General features: G+C 56.9%; 24 protein-coding genes. 22 read left to right on the plus strand and 2 right to left on the minus strand.

Annotation, left to right across the window (positions count from 1 at the left end; all coding sequences use genetic code 11):
• Positions 1-13: 13 nt before the first annotated feature.
• The 3 genes from NXT3_RS24560 to NXT3_RS24570 all read left to right on the plus strand — a co-directional run bounded on the left by NXT3_RS24560 (position 14) and on the right by NXT3_RS24570 (position 2,951).
• Entirely contained in the window at positions 14-790 is a 777-nt protein-coding gene (locus tag NXT3_RS24560; protein WP_104840809.1) for an N-acyl homoserine lactonase family protein, read from the plus strand.
• Positions 791-901: 111 nt separating this feature from the next.
• A complete protein-coding gene (locus tag NXT3_RS24565; protein WP_104840810.1) occupies positions 902-1,591 on the plus strand; it encodes a GntR family transcriptional regulator in 690 nt (229 codons plus the stop codon).
• Positions 1,592-1,721: 130 nt separating this feature from the next.
• Positions 1,722-2,951 (plus strand): alpha/beta fold hydrolase, encoded by a 1,230-nt coding sequence (locus NXT3_RS24570; protein ID WP_104840811.1) that lies wholly within the window; start codon positions 1,722-1,724, stop codon positions 2,949-2,951.
• 33 nt (positions 2,952-2,984) lie between these two features.
• On the opposite strand, the gene NXT3_RS24575 is transcribed toward NXT3_RS24570, so the two are convergent.
• Positions 2,985-3,752, minus strand: a complete 768-nt coding sequence (locus NXT3_RS24575; protein WP_104840812.1) for an SDR family oxidoreductase — start codon at positions 3,750-3,752, stop codon at positions 2,985-2,987.
• Between the two features lie 134 nt (positions 3,753-3,886).
• Between NXT3_RS24575 and NXT3_RS24580 the strand changes: the two genes are divergently transcribed.
• The 19 genes from NXT3_RS24580 (at position 3,887) to NXT3_RS24670 (ending at position 21,821) form a co-directional block, all read left to right on the plus strand.
• The gene (locus NXT3_RS24580) at positions 3,887-4,396 is read left to right on the plus strand and encodes a flavin reductase family protein (RefSeq protein ID WP_104840813.1); all 510 of its coding nucleotides are present in this window, start codon (positions 3,887-3,889) and stop codon (positions 4,394-4,396) included.
• 65 nt (positions 4,397-4,461) lie between these two features.
• Positions 4,462-4,875 (plus strand): carboxymuconolactone decarboxylase family protein, encoded by a 414-nt coding sequence (locus tag NXT3_RS24585; RefSeq protein WP_199773440.1) that lies wholly within the window; start codon positions 4,462-4,464, stop codon positions 4,873-4,875.
• A 60-nt stretch (positions 4,876-4,935) separates the two neighbouring features.
• A complete protein-coding gene (locus NXT3_RS24590) occupies positions 4,936-6,057 on the plus strand; it encodes an LLM class flavin-dependent oxidoreductase (protein WP_104840815.1) in 1,122 nt (373 codons plus the stop codon).
• Between the two features lie 127 nt (positions 6,058-6,184).
• Positions 6,185-7,354, plus strand: coding sequence for an ABC transporter substrate-binding protein (locus NXT3_RS24595; protein WP_104840816.1), 1,170 nt, complete (start codon positions 6,185-6,187; stop codon positions 7,352-7,354).
• Positions 7,355-7,427: 73 nt separating this feature from the next.
• Positions 7,428-8,705, plus strand: coding sequence for an LL-diaminopimelate aminotransferase (locus NXT3_RS24600; protein ID WP_104840817.1), 1,278 nt, complete (start codon positions 7,428-7,430; stop codon positions 8,703-8,705).
• Between the two features lie 22 nt (positions 8,706-8,727).
• On the plus strand, positions 8,728-9,060 hold the full coding sequence (locus NXT3_RS24605) for a GFA family protein (protein WP_234828251.1): 333 nt from the start codon (positions 8,728-8,730) through the stop codon (positions 9,058-9,060).
• A gap of 402 nt (positions 9,061-9,462) precedes the next feature.
• The gene (locus NXT3_RS24610; RefSeq protein WP_104840819.1) at positions 9,463-10,017 is read left to right on the plus strand and encodes an NADPH-dependent FMN reductase; all 555 of its coding nucleotides are present in this window, start codon (positions 9,463-9,465) and stop codon (positions 10,015-10,017) included.
• The gene (locus tag NXT3_RS24615; RefSeq protein ID WP_104840820.1) at positions 9,999-11,279 is read left to right on the plus strand and encodes a bifunctional 3,4-dihydroxy-2-butanone-4-phosphate synthase/GTP cyclohydrolase II; all 1,281 of its coding nucleotides are present in this window, start codon (positions 9,999-10,001) and stop codon (positions 11,277-11,279) included. The genes NXT3_RS24610 and NXT3_RS24615 overlap by 19 nt, the downstream gene beginning before the upstream one ends.
• A gap of 293 nt (positions 11,280-11,572) precedes the next feature.
• Complete coding sequence (locus NXT3_RS24620; protein ID WP_375341864.1) at positions 11,573-12,256, plus strand: GntR family transcriptional regulator; 684 nt, start codon at positions 11,573-11,575, stop codon at positions 12,254-12,256.
• 91 nt (positions 12,257-12,347) lie between these two features.
• On the plus strand, positions 12,348-13,235 hold the full coding sequence (locus tag NXT3_RS24625) for an NAD(P)-dependent oxidoreductase (protein WP_234828232.1): 888 nt from the start codon (positions 12,348-12,350) through the stop codon (positions 13,233-13,235).
• A 94-nt stretch (positions 13,236-13,329) separates the two neighbouring features.
• Positions 13,330-13,758 carry a carboxymuconolactone decarboxylase family protein gene (locus NXT3_RS24630; protein ID WP_199773441.1) on the plus strand — a complete coding sequence of 143 codons (429 nt, stop codon included), beginning with the start codon at positions 13,330-13,332 and terminating at the stop codon, positions 13,756-13,758.
• Positions 13,759-13,834: 76 nt separating this feature from the next.
• On the plus strand, positions 13,835-14,218 hold the full coding sequence (locus tag NXT3_RS24635) for a hypothetical protein (RefSeq protein WP_104840822.1): 384 nt from the start codon (positions 13,835-13,837) through the stop codon (positions 14,216-14,218).
• On the plus strand, positions 14,215-15,111 hold the full coding sequence (locus tag NXT3_RS24640; protein WP_104840823.1) for an alpha/beta fold hydrolase: 897 nt from the start codon (positions 14,215-14,217) through the stop codon (positions 15,109-15,111). The genes NXT3_RS24635 and NXT3_RS24640 overlap by 4 nt, the downstream gene beginning before the upstream one ends.
• 25 nt (positions 15,112-15,136) lie before the next feature.
• Positions 15,137-16,303: an ABC transporter substrate-binding protein gene (locus tag NXT3_RS24645; RefSeq protein WP_104840824.1), complete on the plus strand. Its 1,167-nt coding sequence runs from the start codon at positions 15,137-15,139 to the stop codon at positions 16,301-16,303.
• Positions 16,304-16,392: 89 nt separating this feature from the next.
• On the plus strand, positions 16,393-17,949 hold the full coding sequence (locus NXT3_RS24650; RefSeq protein WP_104840825.1) for a sugar ABC transporter ATP-binding protein: 1,557 nt from the start codon (positions 16,393-16,395) through the stop codon (positions 17,947-17,949).
• The gene (locus NXT3_RS24655; protein WP_199773442.1) at positions 17,949-18,920 is read left to right on the plus strand and encodes an ABC transporter permease; all 972 of its coding nucleotides are present in this window, start codon (positions 17,949-17,951) and stop codon (positions 18,918-18,920) included. The genes NXT3_RS24650 and NXT3_RS24655 overlap by 1 nt, the downstream gene beginning before the upstream one ends.
• A gap of 12 nt (positions 18,921-18,932) precedes the next feature.
• Positions 18,933-19,952: an ABC transporter permease gene (locus NXT3_RS24660; protein ID WP_104840827.1), complete on the plus strand. Its 1,020-nt coding sequence runs from the start codon at positions 18,933-18,935 to the stop codon at positions 19,950-19,952.
• A gap of 31 nt (positions 19,953-19,983) precedes the next feature.
• Positions 19,984-21,471, plus strand: coding sequence for an NAD-dependent succinate-semialdehyde dehydrogenase (locus tag NXT3_RS24665; protein ID WP_104840828.1), 1,488 nt, complete (start codon positions 19,984-19,986; stop codon positions 21,469-21,471).
• Between the two features lie 152 nt (positions 21,472-21,623).
• Positions 21,624-21,821 carry a hypothetical protein gene (locus NXT3_RS24670; protein WP_104840829.1) on the plus strand — a complete coding sequence of 66 codons (198 nt, stop codon included), beginning with the start codon at positions 21,624-21,626 and terminating at the stop codon, positions 21,819-21,821.
• A 176-nt stretch (positions 21,822-21,997) separates the two neighbouring features.
• On the opposite strand, the gene NXT3_RS24675 is transcribed toward NXT3_RS24670, so the two are convergent.
• Entirely contained in the window at positions 21,998-22,873 is an 876-nt protein-coding gene (locus NXT3_RS24675; RefSeq protein WP_234828233.1) for an N-acyl homoserine lactonase family protein, read from the minus strand.
• Positions 22,874-22,881: the final 8 nt, after the last annotated feature.

The raw sequence follows: 22,881 nt of genomic DNA on the forward strand, positions 1-22,881 counted from the left end.
GGGGAGACTTCTCTTGCACGAGTGGAAAGCACTGGCCATCCATTATGGCACCGCGCAACGGCCAGTGAGTGATCTGGCGCTTGAGATCAATGACCTTCACGAAGCTGCATCACGCATCGATTATTTCGTGTGGCTAATCCGCCTTCCAAACCGCCTCATCCTCGTTGACACCGGTTTTAACGCCGAGGAGGGGGCAGCCAGAGGACGGACTCTGTTGATCCATCCGGTCGCAGCTCTGAGCCGCCTTGGCATCGAACACAGCGATATTACAGATGTCGTCGTGACGCACCTGCATTACGATCATGCAGGAAACCTTCCAGCCTTCCCCAAAGCTACTTTTCATATCCAGGACCGGGAAATGGCTTATGGCACGGGGCGATGTATGTGCCATGAGCGAATGCGTCGGCCCTTTGCCGCAGAAGGGGTCGTCGACGCGGTTCGGCTCGTTTTCCAGTCAAGGGTTTGCTTCCATGACGGTGAAGCCGAAATCGCTCCGGGATGCAAGTTACACTTGGTGGGCGGGCACTCGAAGGGGCTGCAGGTTGTCACCCTGACGGCAGGCGACGCCTTGCTCGTCATCGCCTCGGACGCGCTTCATTTTCAAAGCTACCTTACGAACGATAACGCGTTTCCTTTATTTGCCGACTACGCAGAGGTAATGGAAGCATATAACAAACTTCGCATTCTCGCGGGGCGGAATGGCCTCATCATTCCAGGGCACGACCCTGTGGTACTCGACAGATTTTCGGCTTTGGCGACGGACCTCCCATTCGCTAGGGTCCTTCTCTAACGGCCATCCGCCCAACCGTTCAGATTTTTCGCTGTTTCGCAGACAATCGGGTTGTCCTACGAAACGAACGCGCGGTATACATTGAACCTGTGGCTTTGGGTTTGAATGTGAATGGGAACGATGGACCTTCAGATTGCGCGTAAGAACGCCTCCTTGCGGATCCAGGTCGAGGATAAGCTCCGGCAGGCAATTTCAAGCGGCCGTTTCCAGCCCGGGCAGCGGCTGGTGGAGCGAGAGCTGTGCGAACTTATCGGGGTCGGCCGAACCTCAATTCGAGAAGCCTTGCGCCAGCTGGAGGCCGAAGGGCTTATAACCAGCTATCCACATCGCGGCCCGGTCGTCAGCACCATCAGCTACGACGAGGCCGTACAGCTCTATAGAGTGCGGGCGCTACTCGAGAGCTTCGCCGGACAGGAGTTCGCCGAAAAAGGTTCGGACGAAGATATCGCTGCTCTGCTCAACACCGTCGAAGAATTTGCGGCTGCTGCTGATCGCGGTTCCTCAACGCGAATCATTGAAGCGAAGACCGCCTTCTACGATTGCTTGATGACCGGCAGTAAGAACGTGTTCGTCAAGCAAATGCTAACATCGCTGCACAACCGTGTCACACTGTTGCGGCTGACGTCGATGACCCAGCCCGGTCGTCTGCAACACAGCGTTTCCGAGATAAGAGGAATCGCTGCCGCTATTCAGCAGCGTGATGGCGAAAAGGCCGCTGCGCTTTGCAAGCAGCATATCGAAACCGCGGCTAAAGTGGCCTTGGACTACCTGAGCAAGAACCCAGTCGAAACCCCAGAGTAAATCGACATAAACCGGCATGTTCGACCGGTTGAGATTGACAGATTGTCTGCCAATCTGCTTACGTTTCCTTGGGAGGGTGAAGCGCGAGCAGGATGGCCTCCCGGCAACGTCATTTTCTTAGGGAGGACCTATGGGCGCCCATGCCGAGCTAAATAAACGCATAGCCCTTGCGATTGATGATCCGGAATTGCCGCGACTGACTCCAGGTCTGACGACACGAATCTCGTTTCATGTTGGATCAGGAGCGTCGACGCTTGCTGTAGAGAACGGACTGGTTGCGTTCGATAGGGCGGTCGGAGATGCTGAGGTTAATCTGAGGGCCGCAGAGGAAGCCTGGGAAAAGGTGATGCAGGTGCCGCCGCCCGCAACCTTTCACTCGTTCACTGCCTTTCAACTAGCCAACCCCGAATTCACACTATCCGGTTCTCCTGTAGCAATCGCTCAAGCCCGCCCGGCTATAGAACGACTGTTCGAAATCGTTGTGGCGTCTCCGCCGATCGTTGTCGCAAAGGTCGATCGAAACATCGAACAGGTGACCGGACGATATAAACAGGTAAACATCGGTGGCGTGGAGCACGACATCTACTACGAGGAAGCTGGAGCAGGGACGCCGATCCTCTTCCTCCATACGGCTGGGGCAGACAGCCGCCAGTTTCTGCCACAACTTTCCGACACCGGGCTCGCTCGCTCGAACCGAATGATTGCAGTTGATCTACCATTTCATGGACGCTCGATGCCACCGTTGAGTTGGGATGGCTCGCCCTATCAGCTCACGAAGGAACTCTATCTGTCCTGGTGCACAGCGATACTTGACCAAATTGTCGGGGACAGAGCAGTTGTCATCGGAGGATCGATGGGGGCTGCGATGAGCATGGTACTAGCCGCGGAGCGGCCGGAACGGTTGCTGGGAGTGATCGCCATAGAACCACCTTTCAGGTCAAAGGGGCGTCGCAATCCTTTTCAGCACAACGTCAATGTTCATGGGTCGCTTCACAACTCAGCCTATGTCCGCGGAATTATGAGTCCACTCAGCCCTCAAGCTGAGCGACGCCGTGCCAGTTGGATCTACTCGCAGGGTGCCCCAGGGGTTTATCCAGGCGATCTTTCCTTCTACAGCGACGAATTTGATGGGGCCGTCGTCGGTCCGAAGATCGACGCCAAGCGAACGCCGACCGTTCTCCTTTCCGGAACATATGATTACTCTGCGACGCCTGCAGACGGAGAAAAGCTCGCGGATCTTATTCCCGGGAGCCGTCATGTCGTCATGGACGGCCTCGGGCATTTCCCAATGTGCGAAAATCCCGATTATTTCCGTAGCTTTTTGGAAGACGCTATTCGGTTCGTCGAAGACAATGCCTAAAAAAGGGGCGGCATGAAAATGCCGCCCCTCCGTTCACTTCACCAAGTGGTTTCCGATCGAAGAACCACCGTCGACAGTCAAGATGCTTCCGGTCGCGAAAGTGGAGCGATCGGAGGCAAGAAAGAGCATTGCTTCAGCGATCTCTTCAGGTGTTCCCATTCGATCCATAGCGGCGCGTGCGTTGAAATCGCTACGAAGTTTCACCGGGTCTTCCGATTCGGCGAAGATCTTTGTGAAATAAGGCGAGTCGATCGTACCAGGGGCGACCGCGTTAACACGGATCCCTTCTTTCGCGTGATCCAAGGCCATCGCCCGCGTTAGCGAAGATATCGCCCCTTTTGACGCGACGTAGGCCGTCCTGTCCGCGATCGCTGAGGTCGCTGTGTAGGAAGTCGTGTTAACGATGGAACCTCCACCATTCCGACGCATCACAGGAATAACATACTTGGCGCAAAGGAAGATACCTTTGACGTTGACTGACATGATTCGGTCCCAAGTTTCCTCAGTGATAGTCACGACATTACCGGTCGTTCCGAAGCCGGCATTGTTGACGAGCACGTCGATCCGACTCCACCTCCCGACAGTCTTCTGAACCATGCTCTCCACGTCCTGAGCCGAAGAAACGTCGACGCGAATACCGAAGGCATTTGGACCGATCTCGCCCGCCACCCTATGCGCTGCGTTTTCGTTGACATCAGCGACGGCTACGTAGGCGCCGTGGTTCGCGAAGAGGAGCGCCGTTGCTCGGCCTATTCCGCTACCTCCCCCTGTGACGATGCAAACTTTTTGATTCAAATCCATCGCGGCTCTCCTCTTATTTCGATGACGTGAGAGAACAGTTTTGCAGACAATCTGTCAATCACGATAAACTGGTTGACAGATTGTCTGCTAATCTGTTTATTCGGCTCTACTGAGTTCGACCGCGGGGGGATGATATGGCCGATACCAGCACCGACGCGCAGTCGGCATTCAAGGCGGCTATGCGCCGGTTCACATCAACCATTTGCTTGATCACGACCGAGCTTGGCGGCGTTCGTCACGGTATGGCTGCGACCGCAGTTCAGTCGGTTACGGCCGAGCCACCGACTGTTCTCGTCTGCATCAACCAGTCTGCTTCGATAAGCCAGCCTTTGAAGGCTTCTGGAAAATTCGCCGTCAACATGTTGCACCTTTCACATGCGGGCCTTGTGCCGCTGTTCAGTGGAAAGCTGAAGGGTGAAGAGCGCTTCCACCACGGCGAGTGGCTGTCTCTCGACGGTATGCCGGTCCTGTCCGATGCGCAGGCCGCGTTTGTCTGTCAGCTAAAGGATGTTGTTCACGTTGGAACCCATGATGTTGTGCTCGGAGAAGTCCTCGAAGCACGGTTCATCGAGTCGATCGCACCGCTTCTCTACGAGAACGGCCAACTCGTCAGGTCGTCGTCCATCAGCGGACCGGCGGCATAACAGGTCGCCTTGACGACCAATCAAACCACTCATGGAGAGCCCAACGGGCGACAAGGAGATAAAGGGTGAGCAACACAGCAACCGCAAGAGTGAATGGACGTGAAATCAGTGAACGCTTTGAGCGTGGGCTAAAGACCAGGCGCGAAGTTCTGGGAGGCGCCTATGTCGATGCGTCGGTCAGCAAGGCAACCGACTTCAATTGGCCGATGCAGGCCCTTGTTACGGAATACTGCTGGGACGAAATTTGGAACCGGCCCGGGCTGGAGCGCAAGCAGCGCAGCATTCTTAATCTAGGAATGATCTCGGCACTCAATCGTCCCCATGAGCTGAAGCTGCATGTTCGCGGGGCGATCAACAACGGTCTTACCAAAGAAGAGATCCGGGAGATTTTCCTCCAGGTTTCTATCTACTGCGGTGTTCCTGCGGCAATCGACAGCTTCCGCGTGGCGGCGGAAGTCTTCGAAGAAATGGGCATCTGATTATCCAAGTCTTTTATGCGCGGCTGAGCACCATATGGTGCCAGCCGGAGGAGGAACCAAGTGACTGCACAAGAAGATTTCCGCTCTGCGGGAAACCCAATGTTTAATGACAACAAGCTCAAGCTTGGAGTGTTCGGAACCAACTGCTCGAATGCTTGCGCTATCACGCTCGCCGAGACGACGTTTGAGCCCACTTTCGACCACAATGTTGACATTGCCAAGAAGCTCGAGGCTGCCGGTTGGGAGTGCATGGTGCCGATTGCGCGCTGGCGTGGTTTTGGCGGTCTCTCGAACTTCAATGGCGTGAACATGGATACGTTCACCTGGGCAGCCGCTCTCGCTGCGGTCACCACGAAGCTCCAGTTCTTTTCAACGACGCACATTCCGACCCTGAACCCGATCGTCGCAACCAAGATGGCGACAACAATCGACCACATCTCGAAGGGGCGTTACGGCCTCAATCTCGTTACCGGCTGGTTCACTCCCGAAATGGAGATGTTCGGTGTTCCGATGATGGAACACGACACACGCTATGAATACGCCACCGAATGGATGGAGATCGTTGAAACTCTCTGGAAACGGAATGGCGTCACCTTCGAAGGTGAATTCCTCAAAGTCAGGGACGCCTTCAGTGAGCCCAAGCCTTACAATAAGGCGGGTCGACCGCTTCTGATCTGCGCCGGCGCCTCTGGCAAGGGAATGCACTTCACCGCCAAGTTCTGCGATTTCAACTTCGGCTTCATGCAAGACATGGAATCCGGTGCCGCCTGGGTCAAAAAGGTGAAGGACCTGGCGCGCACTGAGTACGACCGTGATCTCGGTACGTTTACGGCCTGCCCTGTCGTCGTTCGCGAAACGGAACAGGAAGCGAAGGAATATTACGACTACTACGTTAATCAGAAGGGTGACTGGGAGGCGTGCGAGAACATCTGCGAAGTCCTCCAGGTGCAGTCTCAGAACCACTCCGCCGAAATGTATCAAAAATTCAAGGAGCGCTTCATCGCCGGTTGGGGTGGATACCCGATCGTCGGCAATCCAGAACAAGTTGCCGACAAGCTCGTGGCTCTCAGCAACACAGGTGTCAACGGCGCCTTGCTGACGATGGTCGACTACAATGAGGAGCTTCCCTTCTTCAATGAGCGGGTCATGCCGCTGCTCAAGCAGGCCGGCCTGCGCAAGTGAACACGTCTGCGGGATGGCGACTGCCGTCCCGCCACGAGCTCCGCCGGAGTTCCGGCAAGACTTCCGCGGCTGGCGACCAAAAGGGTCGGCGGTTTGAGCGGACCACAAAGGGGGAGGAGGCCCTATAATGCTGAAGAAAGTCGTTGCAGCGCTTTTTGCGCTGTCGAGTCTTTATCAAATGAACGGAGTGGCGAGGGCTGACGGGCTCGATTCGCTGCCGCCCGACCAGAAGGCGCTCTACGAGAATATTGATCCTGCAATTCCGCTTGGGGGAACGGTATGGAAGGATTTTGTCGCGAAGCGTCCACCGCCGTGGAAAATTGGCTATGCGTCCACATATGCCGGTAACACCTGGCGTGCGAACATCCTGGACGAATTCACGAACGTATTGCTGCCGAAATACAAGGAGGCAGGCCTAGTCTCCGAGCTTATCGTCACGCAGTCTGACCTCAAGGACGCTGTCCAAATCCAGCAGATGCGGCAGATGGTTGACGATGGTGTTGATGCGATCATCATTTGCTGCTCGAACATCACCGCCCTCAACAAAACCATCGAGTATGCCCATTCCCAAGGCGTCCCGGTCTTTTCAGTGTCGGGTTATGTCACATCCCCATATGCGATTAACGCCACCGAGAACAACACGGACGGTGGCTACAAGGCTGCTGAGTGGCTTGCCAAGGAAATTGGCGAAAAGGGCAACATCCTGATGGTGTCCGGTATTCCCGGTTTCGCGTCATCGGACAGCTTCGACATTGGCGCGAAAAAGGCCTTCGAACAGTTCCATGATATCAGCATTGTAGGGAATGTAGCAGGGAAGTGGACCGATCAGGTTGCCCAGGTCGAGGTTCAGAAGTTTCTTGCCACGAATCCTGCTAAGATTGACGGCATCCTTGTTCAGTCCGCGTCTGAGAACGGTGTCCTTAACGCCGTACAGCAATCCGGTCGCGATATGATGCCTATCGTGCTTGGTGGCGAAGCTTCCGCCGCCTGCTATTGGCGGAAAAATCCCGACTTTATCAGCAAGAGCTTCCATTTCTGGCCGCCGCGCTCTGATGCCCGCCTCGTGTGGGATGTAATGATGCGGACGCTAGAAGGCCAGGGACCGAAAATTCAGTCCATTCTTCGCCCTGCTCTTCCTTACACGATCGATGATGTGAAAGGGGTACTGACGGACGATTGCGATCCAAACTCAACCGATTGGATTGAGCCGAAGGATAACGGCTGGTGGCCCGCAGACGTCGCCGCAAAGTACTTCGAACGCCCTGAAGATCCGTTGGCTTGGAGGCCGAAGAAGTAACCAGGTTTCTCCTGCTGGAGACCTCCCGGCCTTCCGCGTCGGTTGCAACAACCGGCGCGGAAGGAAACTAGACATGGCTGGAAACAGTGTGCCGGACTTTCACAGAATCCAACGTCTACCACCTTATGTTTTCGAACAGGTCAACCGTTTGAAAGCAAGCGCGCGAGCCGCCGGTGCTGACATCGTCGACCTCGGCATGGGCAATCCCGACCTTCCCACTCCCCAGTCGATCGTCGACAAGCTCTGCGAGGTGGTGCAGGACCCGCGCACCCATCGCTATTCCTCGTCCAAGGGTATTCCGGGGCTGCGTCGCGCCCAGGCGGCCTATTATGCCCGCCGTTTCGGTGTCAAGCTCAATCCCGAGACCCAGGTCGTCGCGACACTCGGCTCGAAGGAAGGCTTTGCCAACATGGCGCAGGCGATCACCGCGCCGGGCGACGTGGTCCTGTGTCCTAACCCCACCTATCCGATCCACGCTTTCGGCTTCCTGATGGCCGGCGGCGTCATCCGCTCGATCTCGGTGGAGCCGGACGAGAGCTTCTTCCCGCCGCTCGAGCGGGCCGTGAAGCACTCGATCCCGAAGCCTCTGGCGCTGATCCTCAATTATCCGTCCAACCCGACGGCCCAGGTCGCGACGCTCGATTTCTACAAGGACGTCATCGCATTTGCGAAGAAGCACGACATCATCGTGCTGTCGGACCTCGCCTATTCGGAAATCTATTTCGACGACGTGCCGCCGCCCTCAGTTCTGGAAGTGCCGGGCGCGATCGACGTGACGGTCGAATTCACCTCGATGTCGAAGACCTTTTCGATGCCCGGCTGGCGCATGGGCTTCGCGGTCGGCAACGAGCGGCTGATCGCGGCGCTGACGCGGGTCAAGTCCTATCTCGATTACGGCGCCTTCACGCCGATCCAGGTGGCCGCGACGCAGGCGCTGAACGGCGACGGCAGCGACATCGCCGAGGTCCGCAACATCTACAAGCGCCGCCGTGACGTGATGGTCGACAGCTTCGGCAAGGCCGGCTTCGAGGTGCCGCCGCCGCCGGCGACGATGTTCGCCTGGGCGAAGATCCCGGAGAAGTTTCGCCATCTCGGCTCGCTGGAATTTTCCAAGCTGCTCGTCGAGAAGGCGGATGTCGCGGTCGCTCCGGGCATCGGCTTCGGCGAGCAGGGCGACGACTATGTGCGGCTGGCGCTCGTCGAAAACGAGCACCGCATCCGCCAGGCGGCGCGCAATATGAAACGCTGGCTGGGCCTCGCGCATGAAAAAGACGATCTCAACGCAATTAACAGTGAAAGGACACCCGATGCCGATCTTGGGATCATGTCAATGCAAGGGCGTTACATATGAGGTTCAGGAAATCGACGGACCGATGTGGAATTGCTTCTGCCAAACATGTCGAAAGTCACACGCCGCTGACCATAATACCGCTGCAAAGGTGAAAAGCGAGCACTTCAAGATCCTGACAGGTCAAGACATGCTCAAGAGTTTCGAATCGACGCCTGGAAAGCTACGATGGTTTTGTTCAACATGCGGCTCACATGTTTATGCGGAGCGGCCGGCTAGCCCAGAGCTCAAAGTCCTTAGAGCTGGCACCTTTGACACTGATCCTGGCAACGTGCCGATGTCAAACGTGTGGGTCTCCCATGCGAAAGCCTGGTTGGGGCATGATCCGTCGAAACCAAGCTCACCCGAGTTCCCGTAAGCGACCTGGATTATCCTATCGGTTCGGAACTGAGGTGGAGATCGTGATCGGTTGCGTGCTTCAGAACGAGCGGCAAGACATCTTTCTTTTCCGCCCCAGTTTTCGGAGAAGCTTTCGCGCGCAGGACGGCTTGTGCAATGGGGACTTCGTAAAGCTCGTGGGTGTCGGCGCGCACCTGAAGGGAGCCCGACGCCGGCTGGGGCTGAATGACGAGCCATTCACATCGAGCTCTGGAGGCGTAACCCAGTCAGAGTTTCGCTGTGACGTCTCTGAAAACGGCATTCAAGACCATCCAGAATTTAATGCGTGTAGAGTGCGGTTCCAGCTTCAAGACTATTTTAGCCGTTGTGAATTGTAGGATTGTCTGATAATTTTATTGCTGCGTAGAAGTGGGCTCCAAAAATGAAAATTGTTGCGATAACAGGGAATTTAACGCGTCCATCGAAAACTCGGGCTGTCGCGGACTACGTGGTCGGCCGAGCTCGATCATGTGGAGACGTTGTGAACTGCTGGGATCTTGTCGACCTTCATCCGCACCTTGGGGCGACAATCTGGCCTTCCGATGCCGCTGAGAATGTTAAAGCCGCCCTTGAAGATGTTGCGACCAGCGACCTTCTCATCGTCGGTAGCCCTGTCTACAAGGCATCCTATACCGGCTTGCTGAAGCACTTTTTCGATCTCATCGACATGAAGGCGCTTAAGGGCCGCCATATTATAGCTTTCGCGACGGGGAAAGCTCCGGCTCACGGGCCGCTGGTGGAGGTCTCGATGCGGGCCTTATTCGATTTTTTCGATGCGCAGATTGACGGTAAGTTCATATTTGCCCTCGACGAAGACTTTGATAATGCAGTGCTCTCCGAGAACCTGCGCGCGGCCGTGGATGACACGTTCGATAACGCACGCCGGGCCGTTAGCGCCTGGCGTGCAGGAGGTTACCAATGGCCTTTTCCAGCATAGATGATGCTATCCAGGCGATCGCGGCGGGCAAGATGGTCATCGTGGTCGATGATGAAAACCGCGAAAACGAGGGCGACATAGTCGTTGCCGCTGAAAAAACAACAGCTGAGCATGTTGCTTTCATGATGCGGTACGCGAGAGGGTTGATCTGCGCGCCTCTTGCGGCCGAACGCCTCGACGACCTCGAGATCCCGCTGATGGTGACGCGGAACTCGGATTCGATGCAGACGGCATTTACGGTCTCGGTCGACTACAAACGCGGCACCACCACAGGTATCTCCGCCGAAGACCGCGCCGCGACCATAACTTCACTCGTTGATCCCGCCACGCGCCCAGAAGACCTTTCGCGACCAGGCCACATCTTTCCTTTGCGCGCAAACCGCCTTGGCGTCCTGGGCCGTCCGGGCCATACCGAGGCTGCCGTGGATCTTGCACGCCTAGCGGGTCTTGCACCGGCTGGCGTCATCTGTGAAATTGCCAATGACGACGGAACCATGTCGCGGCTGCCCGAACTCGAGAGTTTCGCGAGCGAACATGGTCTTCATATCATAACGATTGATTCCCTGGTTGAGCACTGCCGGAGCCGCGGTGCACAGGTCAAGCGATACGCGCAGTCTCGGATGCCGACCCGCTTTGGCGAATTCGATGCGATCGCTTATCGCCACGCTGCGACCGGAATTGAACACATTGCTCTAGTCCTTGGGGATCTCACCGAGAGGGAGAATGTCCTGGTTCGCGTGCATTCGGAATGTCTGACGGGTGAAGCATTCCGCTCTTTGCGGTGCGATTGTGGGCAGCAACTCGAAATGGCTCTACGGGCGGTTCAGTTGGCGGGTGCCGGTTGCGTGATCTACATGCGCGGCCAGGAAGGCCGTGGTATCGGGCTTGGAAACAAGATCGCAGCGTATCGCCTGCAGGATCACGGTTCCGATACTCTCGAAGCAAATCACAGGCTCGGCTTTGCGTCCGATTCTCGGGACTATGACGCAGCGGCGCAAATGATCCGCGACCTAGGCATTAACACGGTTCGTCTTCTCACAAACAACCCGGCAAAAATCCAGGCGCTTCGAAGCGCAGGCGTGAATGTATCATCCAGACAAAGTTTAATCGCCACGTCCAGTGCATCCAATGTCAGTTATCTTCGGACTAAGCGAGATCGGTTGGGTCACCTTCTCGACCACGACATACCAGCTGAACAGGCTGGTAGCGACAACATTGTTTCAATGTGGAGTTCGCAGGTCTTTTCGGGGCCACTTGGTTAGCCGGGCCACCAGAGTACGGGGATGCCGTCCGTCTCTAGCCAGCGATGAGAACTGGAGACCTAGTTTTTAGCGGACGTACTCTCGCCGGAGCAGACGGCTGCCATTGGATCTCGCGACATGCGGGATGCGTGAAAAATCCAGCGGAGTTGAATCAACCGGGTAGACACGCGGGCTCGAGTCAGACCGGCCAGCCGATTATCAGCTCTCAGACAATCCGCATTGATATCTTGTCCGAAAGCCGCCATATGTAGCCGAACGGTGGCATGGCATATAGCCTTTATTTGGTGATGGTGATGGAGTCAGATCTACAGATTGCGAGACAGAATGCGACCTTGCGCGTCAAGGTCGAAGATACCCTGCGACAGGCGATTGCAAAAGGCCGTTTCAAACCCGGGCAGCGCCTTGTCGAGCGCGAGCTCTGTGAGATGCTCGGCGTCGGAAGGACTTCAGTTCGTGAGGCTCTGCGTCAGCTGGAGGCCGAAGGTATCATCACCAGTTTCCCTCACAAGGGACCGGTCGTGAGCACGATCACCTATGAGGAAGCTGCGCAACTGTATACGGTGCGCGCGCTGCTCGAGGGTTTCGCCGGGCAGCAATTTGCGGAAAACGGCACGGCGGCAGATATTGCAACACTTCAGGCTGCGGTAGTCGAGTTCGAGGCCGCCGCTGCAAGCGACGTAGGAAGCCGATTAATCGACGCGAAGAACGCTTTTTACAATTGCTTGATGGACGGCAGCAAGAATGTGTTCGTCAGGCAACTGCTCACATCTCTCCACAACCGGATCAACTTGCTGCGCATGACCTCGATGACACAGCCGGGCCGCCTTGCTCACAGCATTGAAGAGATCAAAGAAATCGCGGAAGCCATCAAGAATCGCAACGGTCCGCTGGCTGCGGCTGCCTGCAAGCACCACATCGATCAAGCTGCGAAGGTAGCTTTGGAATATCTCCGGAAGAACGCCGCTCACGAATCTTGAAAATTAAGATTGACAGATTGTCTGATAATCCGTTTACTTCACTCAGAAGAAGAGCAGGCGTTTTGATGCCTGTCTGAAGTCGGAGGAAGAATTGTCAACGACAGTCAAGGCAGCGCGCGTGGCCTTCATCGGTCTCGGCGCGATGGGTCAGCCTATGGCCCAACACCTCATCTCGGCGGGTTTTGAAGTCCTCGGATTCGATCTCTCGCAGGATGCGCGGCAGGAACTTGCAAAAGCAGGCGGCCGAGCCGCGGAGACGATTTCAGACGCCATGAAAGGCGCCGATTACGTCATTACCATGCTTCCCAACGGCAAGATCGTCCGGGGTGCCCTCCTGACCGGAAATGCCTGCGACGGCCTGAAGCCAGGTGCTCTTGTCATCGACATGAGCTCTTCTGCGCCGAACGACACTCGTGAACTCGGGGTTGAACTCGCTGCGCGAGGGTTTAGGCTGGTGGACGCGCCAGTATCCGGCGGCGTCAAACGCGCCGTTTCGGGGACTCTGACCATCATGGCGGGCGGCGTCGAAACCGACATAGAAGAGGCGGAGCCGTTCCTCAAGGCGATCGGATCGCAGGTGTTTAAGACGGGTCCGGTCGGATCGGGCCATGCTATGAAGGCAATCAATAACTTCGTTTCTGGCGCAGGGGTACTCGCGGCAATAGAGGCCGTGGTTCTCGGCCGTTCGTTCGGCTTAGAGCCTAATACGATCGTGGACATTCTGAATTCCTCGTCGGGCAAAAACAATGCGACGGAGGTGAAGATGAAGCAGTTCATCCTGTCCGAAACATTCGGCTCCGGTTTCGCGCTTGGACTGATGGCGAAAGATATCCGTATCGCTGCCGACCTCGCTACGACGCTCGGCCTGCGCCTGGAAGCTCTTGCAAGCACCGCTGATGCTTGGGACGCGGCGCAGAAGGAGCTCGGTCCCGCGGAGGATCACACCCGCATCATCCAGTACGTGACGGACCACGCGTAGACCCGCTGCGGCGATGAAAACCCACAATCAAATTGACAGATTGTCTGATAATCTGTAAAAAGTATGGAAACGAAAAGCTAGGGAGCTTTGTTGAATGACCGTTTTGGAAACAGCGACAGTCAGGACCAGCGGTACGGATCGGCCAGTGCCGTCTGAGCAATTCGCCCACGGCCTCGCGACCCGTCGTGAAGTTATGGGTGACGAGTATGTCGACGCCGCTCTTGGGAAAGCGACCGACTTCACCTGGCCTATGCAGCAACTTGTGACTGAGTACTGCTGGGACAACATCTGGAACCGGCCAGGCCTCGACAGGCGTTCTCGGTCGATTCTCAACCTGGGCATGATCTCGGTTCTCAACCGTCCTCACGAACTCAGGGGACACGTTCGGGGTGCGATCAACAACGGCCTCACGAAAGAAGAGATCCAGGAGATTTTCCTACAGGTCGCGATCTATGTCGGGGTCCCCGCAGGGATCGACAGTTTCCGGCATGCCCAAGACGTTTTCAACGAGATGGGCATCTGAATTTGCCGTCCTAAGAAGTGCCGGCAGCACCGTAGGCGCGGATTGACCGCACCGATTAACCAGGGAGGAGCCGAAGATGGCTATAGATCTCGACAAGTTCAAGAAACTTGCGCTGGAGGACTTCGAGTTCAAGCGCGAAACCCGCTATCTCAACGGCATCATCAAATGCGACTTTCCGACCCGCAGCGTCGCCCTTCATTTCGATGACGGCAAGCTGCTGAAGATTGAAGAAGCGGAATACGAAGACGACAAGTGCACAATCGTCATCCGCGGCACGGCCGAACAGTGGGAAGCTCTGCTCCAGCACAAACCACTTCCGTTCTACCAGTGCCTGCAGTCGTCGAACATCAAGCACGGCCTCTATCTCAGCAACAACAACGAAACCTTCGCGTATCTGCCAGCTCTCAACCGCATGACGACCCTGATGCGCAACGCCCGTCCGGAAGGAGTAGCAGCATGACCAAGCACGATCCCATCACCGGCCGTTACATCTATCTGACGATCGAAGACATCGAATACCGCGTCTACTACGAAGAAGCAGGGCAAGGTATCCCGCTCCTCGTCGGCCACACGGCCGGTTCTGATGGACGTCAGTACCGACATTTGCTGTGCGATGAGGAGGTGACGAAGAATTTCCGGGTAATTGCTTTTGACCTGCCCTATCACGGCAAATCGCTCCCCCCTTACGGCGTTCGCTGGTGGGAGAAGGAATACAACATGACGAAGAAGTTCATGATGGACTTCCAGCTTGTGTTCTCAAAAGCGCTGGGTCTCGATCGTCCTGTTTACATGGGCAGCTCGATGGGTGGCCACCTCGCCATCGACCTGGCGTCGAACTACCCGGACAATTTCCGAGCGACGATCTCGGTCGAAGGCGCCTTGCGTTCCGCCGCAGAGTATGTCGACGTAGGTATGGCGGGTATTCGCAAAGAGTTCGACAATCCCAATGTCAACCGCACCTCCATCGGCGCGGCGATGATGCTGAACATCTCACCTTATTCGCCGGAGGCAAATGTCCGGGAAATCCAGTGGGAGTACAGCTGCGGCGGTCCCGGTATCTTCGCGGGCGATCTCTATTACTACTATTACGATCACAACGTTTCGCAGGAAGAAGCAAGCAGGATCGATACGTCGAAGTGCATGCTCTACTTCCTTACCGGCGAATACGATCCCAACACATCGCCAGCCGACACCAAAATCGCCGCTGACCTCGTCAAGGGTTCCAAGTTCTGGACGATGGAAAAACTTGGGCACTTCCCGGTCACCGAGGACTACACGGAGTTCCGAAAATACCTGCTGCCGATCCTCGAGGAGATCCAGCAGTCATCCGCGTCGCCGGCGAAGGTCGCCTGAAAGCGGTTTTGGGAGGAGCATGTCAATGAAAAAGATTTCTAAAACGATTCTTGGGGCGCTGGTTTCCGTCAGCGCCCTGGCGAGCGCGGCCTACGCTGACGGCGTCGACCAGTTGCCCGAAACCGAAAAGAAAATCTACGAGATCGTCGATCCGCAGATTCCGCTTGGCCCGAGCGCCTACAAGGACTTTAAGCCCAAGAAAGGTCCGCCGTGGAAGATCGGTTACGCGAGCAGCTACGCAGGGAACACCTGGCGCGCGGCCGCCCTCGATGCTGTGATGAACGAACTTCTTCCCCGCTCGAAGCAAGCAGGCCTTGTTTCGGAGGTCGTGGTCACGCAGTCCGATCTCAAGGATTCAGTGCAGATCCAGCAGATGCGCCAGATGGTGGATGACGGTGTCGACGCTATCATCATTTGCTGCTCGAACGTCACGGCGCTCAACCAGACCATCGAATATGCCTACAAAGCGGGTGTTCCGGTCTTCTCCTTCTCCGGTTACGTGACCTCGCCGTACGCTATAAACGGCGCTGCAAACCACGCACAGGGTGGCGGCGAAATGGCAACTTGGCTTGCCGAGAAGATTGGAAAGAAGGGCAACGTTCTTCTCGTTTCCGGTATTCCCGGCTTCGCCTCATCTGACAGCTTCGACAAGGCTGCCAAGGAGGCCCTTGCCAAGTATCCAGACATCAACATCGTGGGCGAAGTGGCTGGAAAGTGGACCGACCAGGTCGCTCAGGTTGAAGTTCAGAAGTTCCTGGCGACGAACCCGACCCAAATCGATGGTATCCTCACGCAAGGCGCACAGGAAAACGGCGTTCTCAACGCTATGCTGCAGTCGGGACGCTCGATGGTACCAATCACGCTCGGCGGCGAAGCTTCGGCCGCGTGCTATTGGCGGAAGAACCCCGAGTGGATCGATGCAGGCTTTCACATCTGGCCGCCGCGCCGCGAGATGCAGCAGATGTGGGAGATCATGCTCCGCACGCTTCAGGGACAGGGGCCTAAAGTGCAGTCCTTCCTGCGACCGGTTCTGCCATTCACGATCGACGAGGTGCGTGCAGCTATCCCCGAAGATTGCGACCTTAACTCGACGGACTTCATCGAGCCAAAGGCTGACGGATGGTTCCCGGCTGCCGTAGCGGACAAGTATTTCGAGCGACCAGCCGACCCTTGGAAGCCCGTGGCCAACTAAACCTCAAGCCGCCCGGCGAATAAGATTGCCGGCCGGATGACAATGAGGAGTGACCGCCGGCGGCGGAGCTTGCGGGTGGAGGTTCTGCAATGAACAATGAAATCACTATCAAAATGGTCGAGGTCGCCAAGGCATTCGGAGAGACGAGGGCGTTGAAGAAGTGCGACTTCGAGGCCCGGGCCGGCGAGGTCCACGCGATCGTCGGTGAGAACGGTAGCGGCAAGAGCACCATGGCAAAAATCATGTCTGGCGTGCTGCATCCCGACGCCGGTAAGGTAGCAATTCTCGGGGAGCGCGTTGCATCGCCAATCGACGCGAAACGCGTCGGCCTCGCCACGATATTCCAGGAAGTCCTGGTGGCTGAAGAAGCCAGTGTCTTCGACAACCTCTATGTTGGACGCGATGGTATCTTTAGGCCCGAGAAGAACAAGGGCGATCGGAAGCTTGAGGCGCAGAATATTCTAACGCGCCTTGTCGGCAAACCAGTCGATATCGAGCAGATTGTCGGCAGCCTGCCATTGAGCGTCAAGCAATGGATCGTAATTGCGCGCGCTATCCTTCGAAAACCGAAGGTTCTGATCCTCGATGAATCCTCTGCGGCTCTTGACCTCGATTCTACGATCCGCCTTCACGAAGAAATCGACCGTCTGCGAGCGGGTGGAGCGACGGTGCTGATCGTCACTCACCGCATCGCTGAGCTCGTCCGCATCGCCGATCGCGCGACTATCCTTCGGGACGGGGTCACCGTTGGGGTGCTGGAAAAGCATGAGATCACCGAAGAGAACCTGTTGGCGATGATGACCCCAGCCGACCGGCGGGCGAGTGAGGCGACAGAGTACGCATCTAAAAAGGACCGCGAAGTAGCACCGGCGATCCTGTCGGTGCGAAACCTCGCCGCTCACAGGGCGGCGGCTCCCTTCGACTTCGACCTCCCGAGGGGAGCAATCGTCGGCGTGGCGGGTCTTGACGGACAGGGGCAGGATGCGTTCGTGCGCGCTGTCGCGGGAATCCTTCAGCCTTTCGGAGGCGATGTCCAAGTCCGATCTGCCGACACAGGCAAAATGACCTCGATAACTACTCTCGATGAGGCGACCAAGTTTGGCATTTCTTACGTGTCTGGAGATCGAAAGCGGGAAGGCATCTTCCCGCAGCAGAGCATCTTCGAGAACTTGGCGATCGGCGTCTACAGGAAGAACCTAGGACCGCTTGGCGTTATCAAAAAACAATCGCTTAAGCCGATGTTCAAGCGGGAAGTTGATCGCCTGCGCATCAAGATCGGCAGCCCCTCTAATAAGATAACGTCCCTTTCTGGAGGCAATCAGCAAAAGGTGCTGATTGGACGGGCATTTGCGAACGATCCCCAAGTCATTGTCCTCAATGATCCGGCACGCGGTGTCGACCTCGGAACCAAACGAGACCTTTACCGCGAGCTGCGCTCCTTCGCCGACAAGGGCGGAAGCGTCATCTATCTTTCCAGTGAGATCGAGGAGTTTCTCGGCTTCGCCGACCGCGTCGACGTCTTCTTCGCCGGCAAGCTCTTCCGGTCGCTTGCTGGTGACGATATCGCCGAAGAGCCCATCCTCGCGGCGATGTTCGGAAAGTCTAAAAACGCCTCCGTTGAGTTCGAAGTGGAAAGGACCGCATAATGTCCGGCAACGCAATTCGACAAGTCACGCAGGATCGATCGCTCTTTGTTCCTGCGGCACTTTTCCTAGTCCTGCTGGTCGCTGTGGCGATCCGCGGGCCTAGCTTGTTCACCACCAACGGTCTGGCGGGCGCAATCCTGGTCGCTTCGCCCCTAATTCTCACTGCGCTTGCGATTACACCAATCGTGATGGCGGGCAGGGGAGCAGTGGACCTCTCTGTCGGTCCGTTGATGGGCTTTATCAACGTCACCGTGATAACTTGGCTCGTCGGCAATGGGATCACCAATCCCGTCGTTGTAATTTGCTGGGCAGTCGTTCTCGGTGCGGCGTTCCAATTGCTGCAGGCACTAATCATCATCTACGTGCGCGTGGCCCCGATCATTGTGACACTATCAGGCTTCCTCGTCCTGTCCGGCGTCAATTTGATGGTAATGTCTCGTCCTGGTGGCGTTGCGCCAGACTGGATGATGTCGTGGGGTGCAGGCACGAGCGTCATGTCGCCTGTGCTGGCGCTCCTGATCGTAGCCTACGCGCTCTGGGTGGTCATAAGACGCACAATGTTCTATCGGAACCTGTGCATGACAGGTGCCGATGAACGCATGGCCTACACGAGCGGTGTTCAGGTCGACCTGGTGCGCATCATTGCCCACGTTATCGGCGGCGTCTTCGCAGGTTTGGCAGCTCTGAGCTACACGGCTCTGATTTCCTCCGGCGACCCGACACAAGGCAGTACTTACACGCTACAGGCGGTCACCGCTCTCGTCCTTGGCGGAGCGAGCCTTTCCGGCGGTCGGGGCGGGGCGCTCGGTTCAACGCTTGGCGCGATCAATATGTTCATGATCTCGTATGTCCTCTCCACATTCAACTTTGGCACGGTTTCCGGGTTCGTCACTCAGATGGCCTTTGGTCTGATCCTCGTCGGATCGCTCCTCGTGAATGTCTTCGTCATCAGCCGCCGCTCCGCCGCTTGAGGGAATAAGGAAATGGTTACCAAGGTCATGACTTCTGAGATCGTCTCAGCACAGCGCTCAAATCCAATCGGTACGCACAAGAGCATCTCGATCGGCTTCGCGCTTCTTGCCTGTCTTCTGCTGCTTGGTGCACTGCTGGTCCCCGGCTTCGTCTCGTCGCAGAACGCGCGCTCGATACTTCTCCTGGCTGCGTTCCTCGGACTCGCGTCTGTCGGACAGACGCTGTGCGCTCTAGTGGGCGCGCTCGATCTTTCGATCCCGTACATCATCGGGGGTGCCAACATCCTTCTACCAAGCCTAATGGTGGCAGGACTGCCGGCTCCTGTAGCCATGCTTTTGGTGGTGTTGCTGGGCGCCCTCATCGGCGCTGGGAATGGCGCTCTGAGTTTCAAGCTCCAAGGCCAGGCACTGATCATGTCGCTCGGAGTCGGCTTCGCCGCGGTTGGCGCGGTACAGATCTACACGTCGCTCGGCTCGCAGTTCGGCGGGACAGTGTTCGCGCCCGTCCCCGGATGGCTGCGCAACATTTCAGCATTCAACGGGACATTCTTTGGTCTGCCGATTCCCCCTGTCATCATCATCTGGGCTGTCGTCGCCATCGCGCTGGGTTGGGTCATGTACAATACTTGGTTTGGTCGTAGCATCTACGCCATCGGAGGAAGTCGGACTGCCGCCGCGCGCCTTGGAATCTCCGAGTTCAAGGTTTGGACGGTTATCCATAGCGTCAGCGGTGCGATGTCCGCGATCACAGGCATGCTACTCCTCGGTTTTTCGGGCGGCGGGTTCGTCGGGGTCGGCGATCCGTATCTGTTCACCACCGTCGCTGCGGTCGTAATTGGTGGAACATCACTGCTTGGTGGGGCAGGCGGTTACGGCGCCACCGTTCTCGGCGTACTCGTGCTTACCGTGTTGACGTCCCTTCTCGTGGGACTGGGCCTCAGTTTCCCTGCGCAGCAGGCCGTCGTCGGTCTGCTGATCGTGCCGATGGTCGCGATCTATGCCCGATCGCCCCACATCCGAAACCAGATCTGAAATCTCACATAGGCATTCGAAAGGAACACTGATGGCCGTCTCCAACACTCTGCGCAACCGTCTAAAAGATGCCTCTCTCGTACGTGAAGAAATGCTCGTGGGAGGCGTCTGGCAACGGCAGGGAGCAGGCGGTGAGCGGATCGAGGTGCAGAATCCCTCCACTCTCGACATCCTTGCATCTCTTCCCAGCGCCGGCCTGGAGGACGTGCGTGTTGCCATTGCCGTCGCGAAGGAGGCACAGAAAAAGTGGGCAAACCGCTCCGGGAAGGAGCGGGCCGGGATCATGCGGAAGTTTTATGAAGCCGTTGTGGAGAACGCTGAAGACCTTGCCGTGATCCTAACGTCTGAGATGGGCAAGCCGCTTGCCGAAGCTCGCGGCGAGGTCGCTTACGGCGCATCTTACATCGAATGGTTCGGTGAAGAGGCGAAACGCGTCTACGGTGACACGATACCGGGACACCATGCCGATAAGCGTCTTCTCGTCCTGAAACAGCCAGTCGGTGTCGTCGCCGCTATTGCGCCCTGGAACTTTCCATCAGCGATGGTCGCCCGCAAGGTCGCGCCGGCTCTCGCTTCCGGCTGCGCCATCGTATTCAAGCCCGCCGCGGAAACTCCGCTTTCGGCTGTCGCGCTTGCAATCCTGGCCGAACGTGCGGGAGTTCCTTCCGGTCTATTCAGCGTGATCCCGACAAGAAACGCGAGGATGTTTGGGGAGGAAGTCTGCTCGAACCCAATCGTTAAGAAGCTTACGTTTACCGGTTCGACGGAAGTCGGACGCATCTTGATGGCGCAGGGAGCACAGAAGATCATGAAGCTGAGTCTCGAACTCGGCGGCAACGCTCCTTTCATTGTCTTCGACGACGCGGACCTCGACGAAGCGGTGGAAGGAGCGATGCTATCCAAATTCCGCAACGCCGGGCAAACATGCGTCTGCGCGAATCGTCTGTATGTTCAGAGCGGCATCTACGACAAGTTCGTCGAAAAGCTTGCCAGCCGCGTCGCCGGGCTTAAAGTCTCAGACGGATTTGAAGATGGAGCGACGATCGGCCCGTTGATCAATGACGAGGCGGTGACGAAGCTTTACAACCATATCGAGGACGCGGTTGACCACGGAGCATCCGTCGTTGTCGGCGGCAAAAGACATGAGAACGGTGGGACCTTTGTCCAGCCGACCCTTCTGTCTGGAGCGACGAAGGATATGAAGGTCGCCCGCGAGGAAACCTTCGCGCCGCTGGCACCGGTCTTTAAGTTCGAGACCGCCGATGAAGTCATTGAGCTCGCCAATGATACCGAGTTTGGTCTTGCCGCCTATTTCTATGCGAACGACCTTCGTAACGTCTGGAAGGTCACCGAGGCGCTTGAGTACGGCATGGTCGGCGTCAATACGGGCCTAATCTCGACCGAAGTGGCTCCGTTCGGTGGCGTAAAGCAGTCGGGTTTCGGTCGCGAGGGCTCGAAGTATGGCATGGAAGACTTCTTGTCCATGAAATACGTCTGCCTCGGCGGCATGAGCGCTTGAGCAAGTCGAGGAGGTGCGTCGAAGGCGTGCCTCCCTGTGAGAGCTCGCAATCAGGTGAATAGGCGATCTCCCAAAACACAGCTGCGGATGCCACCTTTTTCTAATCTCTTGGACAGGTCCTGGAGCTGAACCGCTCTTCAATGAGGTTCCACATGACAGAACAAGCATCGGCCGAACACTTCAAGAAAGTCACCGGGAGCGATCGCGATTTCTCGGCATTCTACAACTTTGACGACTTCACCCAAGAAAAAGCCGATAGTGTCGATCTCACCGCTCGTGCAAGCATCGAAGGCGCCAATGGCTTCGGTCGGGTAAATGCATCGCGCGTGAAGATCGCTGACGACGAATGAGCCTAAATATCCCGTCTGGGGAGACGCGGCAGCTTTGCAGGATTCCTCACTGGCGTGGAACCGCTCCGGGCGCCAGCGGGGCAGGGAATAGCATCGTTAGATGGCCGTTAGAGAAATAGTCGGGCGAGAAGGCCATGCACTACGCGCCATCCCCGCCCGACCACGCCTTGGGAGCGTTACACGTACGATTGCTGCCCCTCGGCAAGGGCCACCTCGATCAGGTAGTGTCCGTTCTTGGTCGTGCGGCTCGGATACATCTTCGTCATCGCGGGCTCATGTGGTATGAGAACTCGACGGATGTCGAAGTCGGCGCACTTCATGATCTCGTGCGTCGCAAAAATGAGCTTCGTTTGACTGCCAAAGGCAAGGCCGACCGGAAGATACATCGGGTCACCGGCGATCCCACCGTGCAGATTGTCATGGCGATAGAGTAGGTCGCCCGGGTACACGAAGACGTCGTCGCTGTCAGATTTCCCGTCGTTGCGGATGACCACATATTGCGATCCTGCGGTATGAGTGTCCCGCGCGATCCTGACGTCGATGCCGGGTAAAATGTTGTCGACATTGCCGTCAATGCCGCGCATTCGTCCCTCGCGGGCGAGTTGGACAGCGTAGAGCATGTCGCCCGTATCAGTGGCGGTGAGCAGCCATCGGAAGCGGCGGTCGAGCGCCATAATCGAAACCCAAGCCGCGAGTTCTTCCTGCTGGATGTGGAAGGTCGCGTTGGGGAAAAGTTCCAAACCGCCCATGTGGTCGAAATGCGCATGCGTCAGGATAACGTGGTCGATCTGCTCGGGAGTACAGCCGACCTCAGCGAGCACTTCCTTTGGCGAGAACCAGTTCTGAACGTTGAAGCGCTCCAGGAACTCGCGGCCATGGGATGCATAGTTCACGCCACAGTCCACCAGGATTGTCTTCCCGTGACCCTTCAGAAGGGTGTAGCAGTAAGGAAGCTTTTCATTCCCCATGTTGTGTCGACCGTAGACGAGAGAGCTGGTAGGTGCGTCCGGTACCCACGCGAACTCAAGCATCCATATTGAGTAGTCAGGCAAGGTCTCCT

Source organism: Sinorhizobium fredii (assembly GCF_002944405.1).
GTDB classification, from domain to species: domain Bacteria; phylum Pseudomonadota; class Alphaproteobacteria; order Rhizobiales; family Rhizobiaceae; genus Sinorhizobium; species Sinorhizobium fredii_C.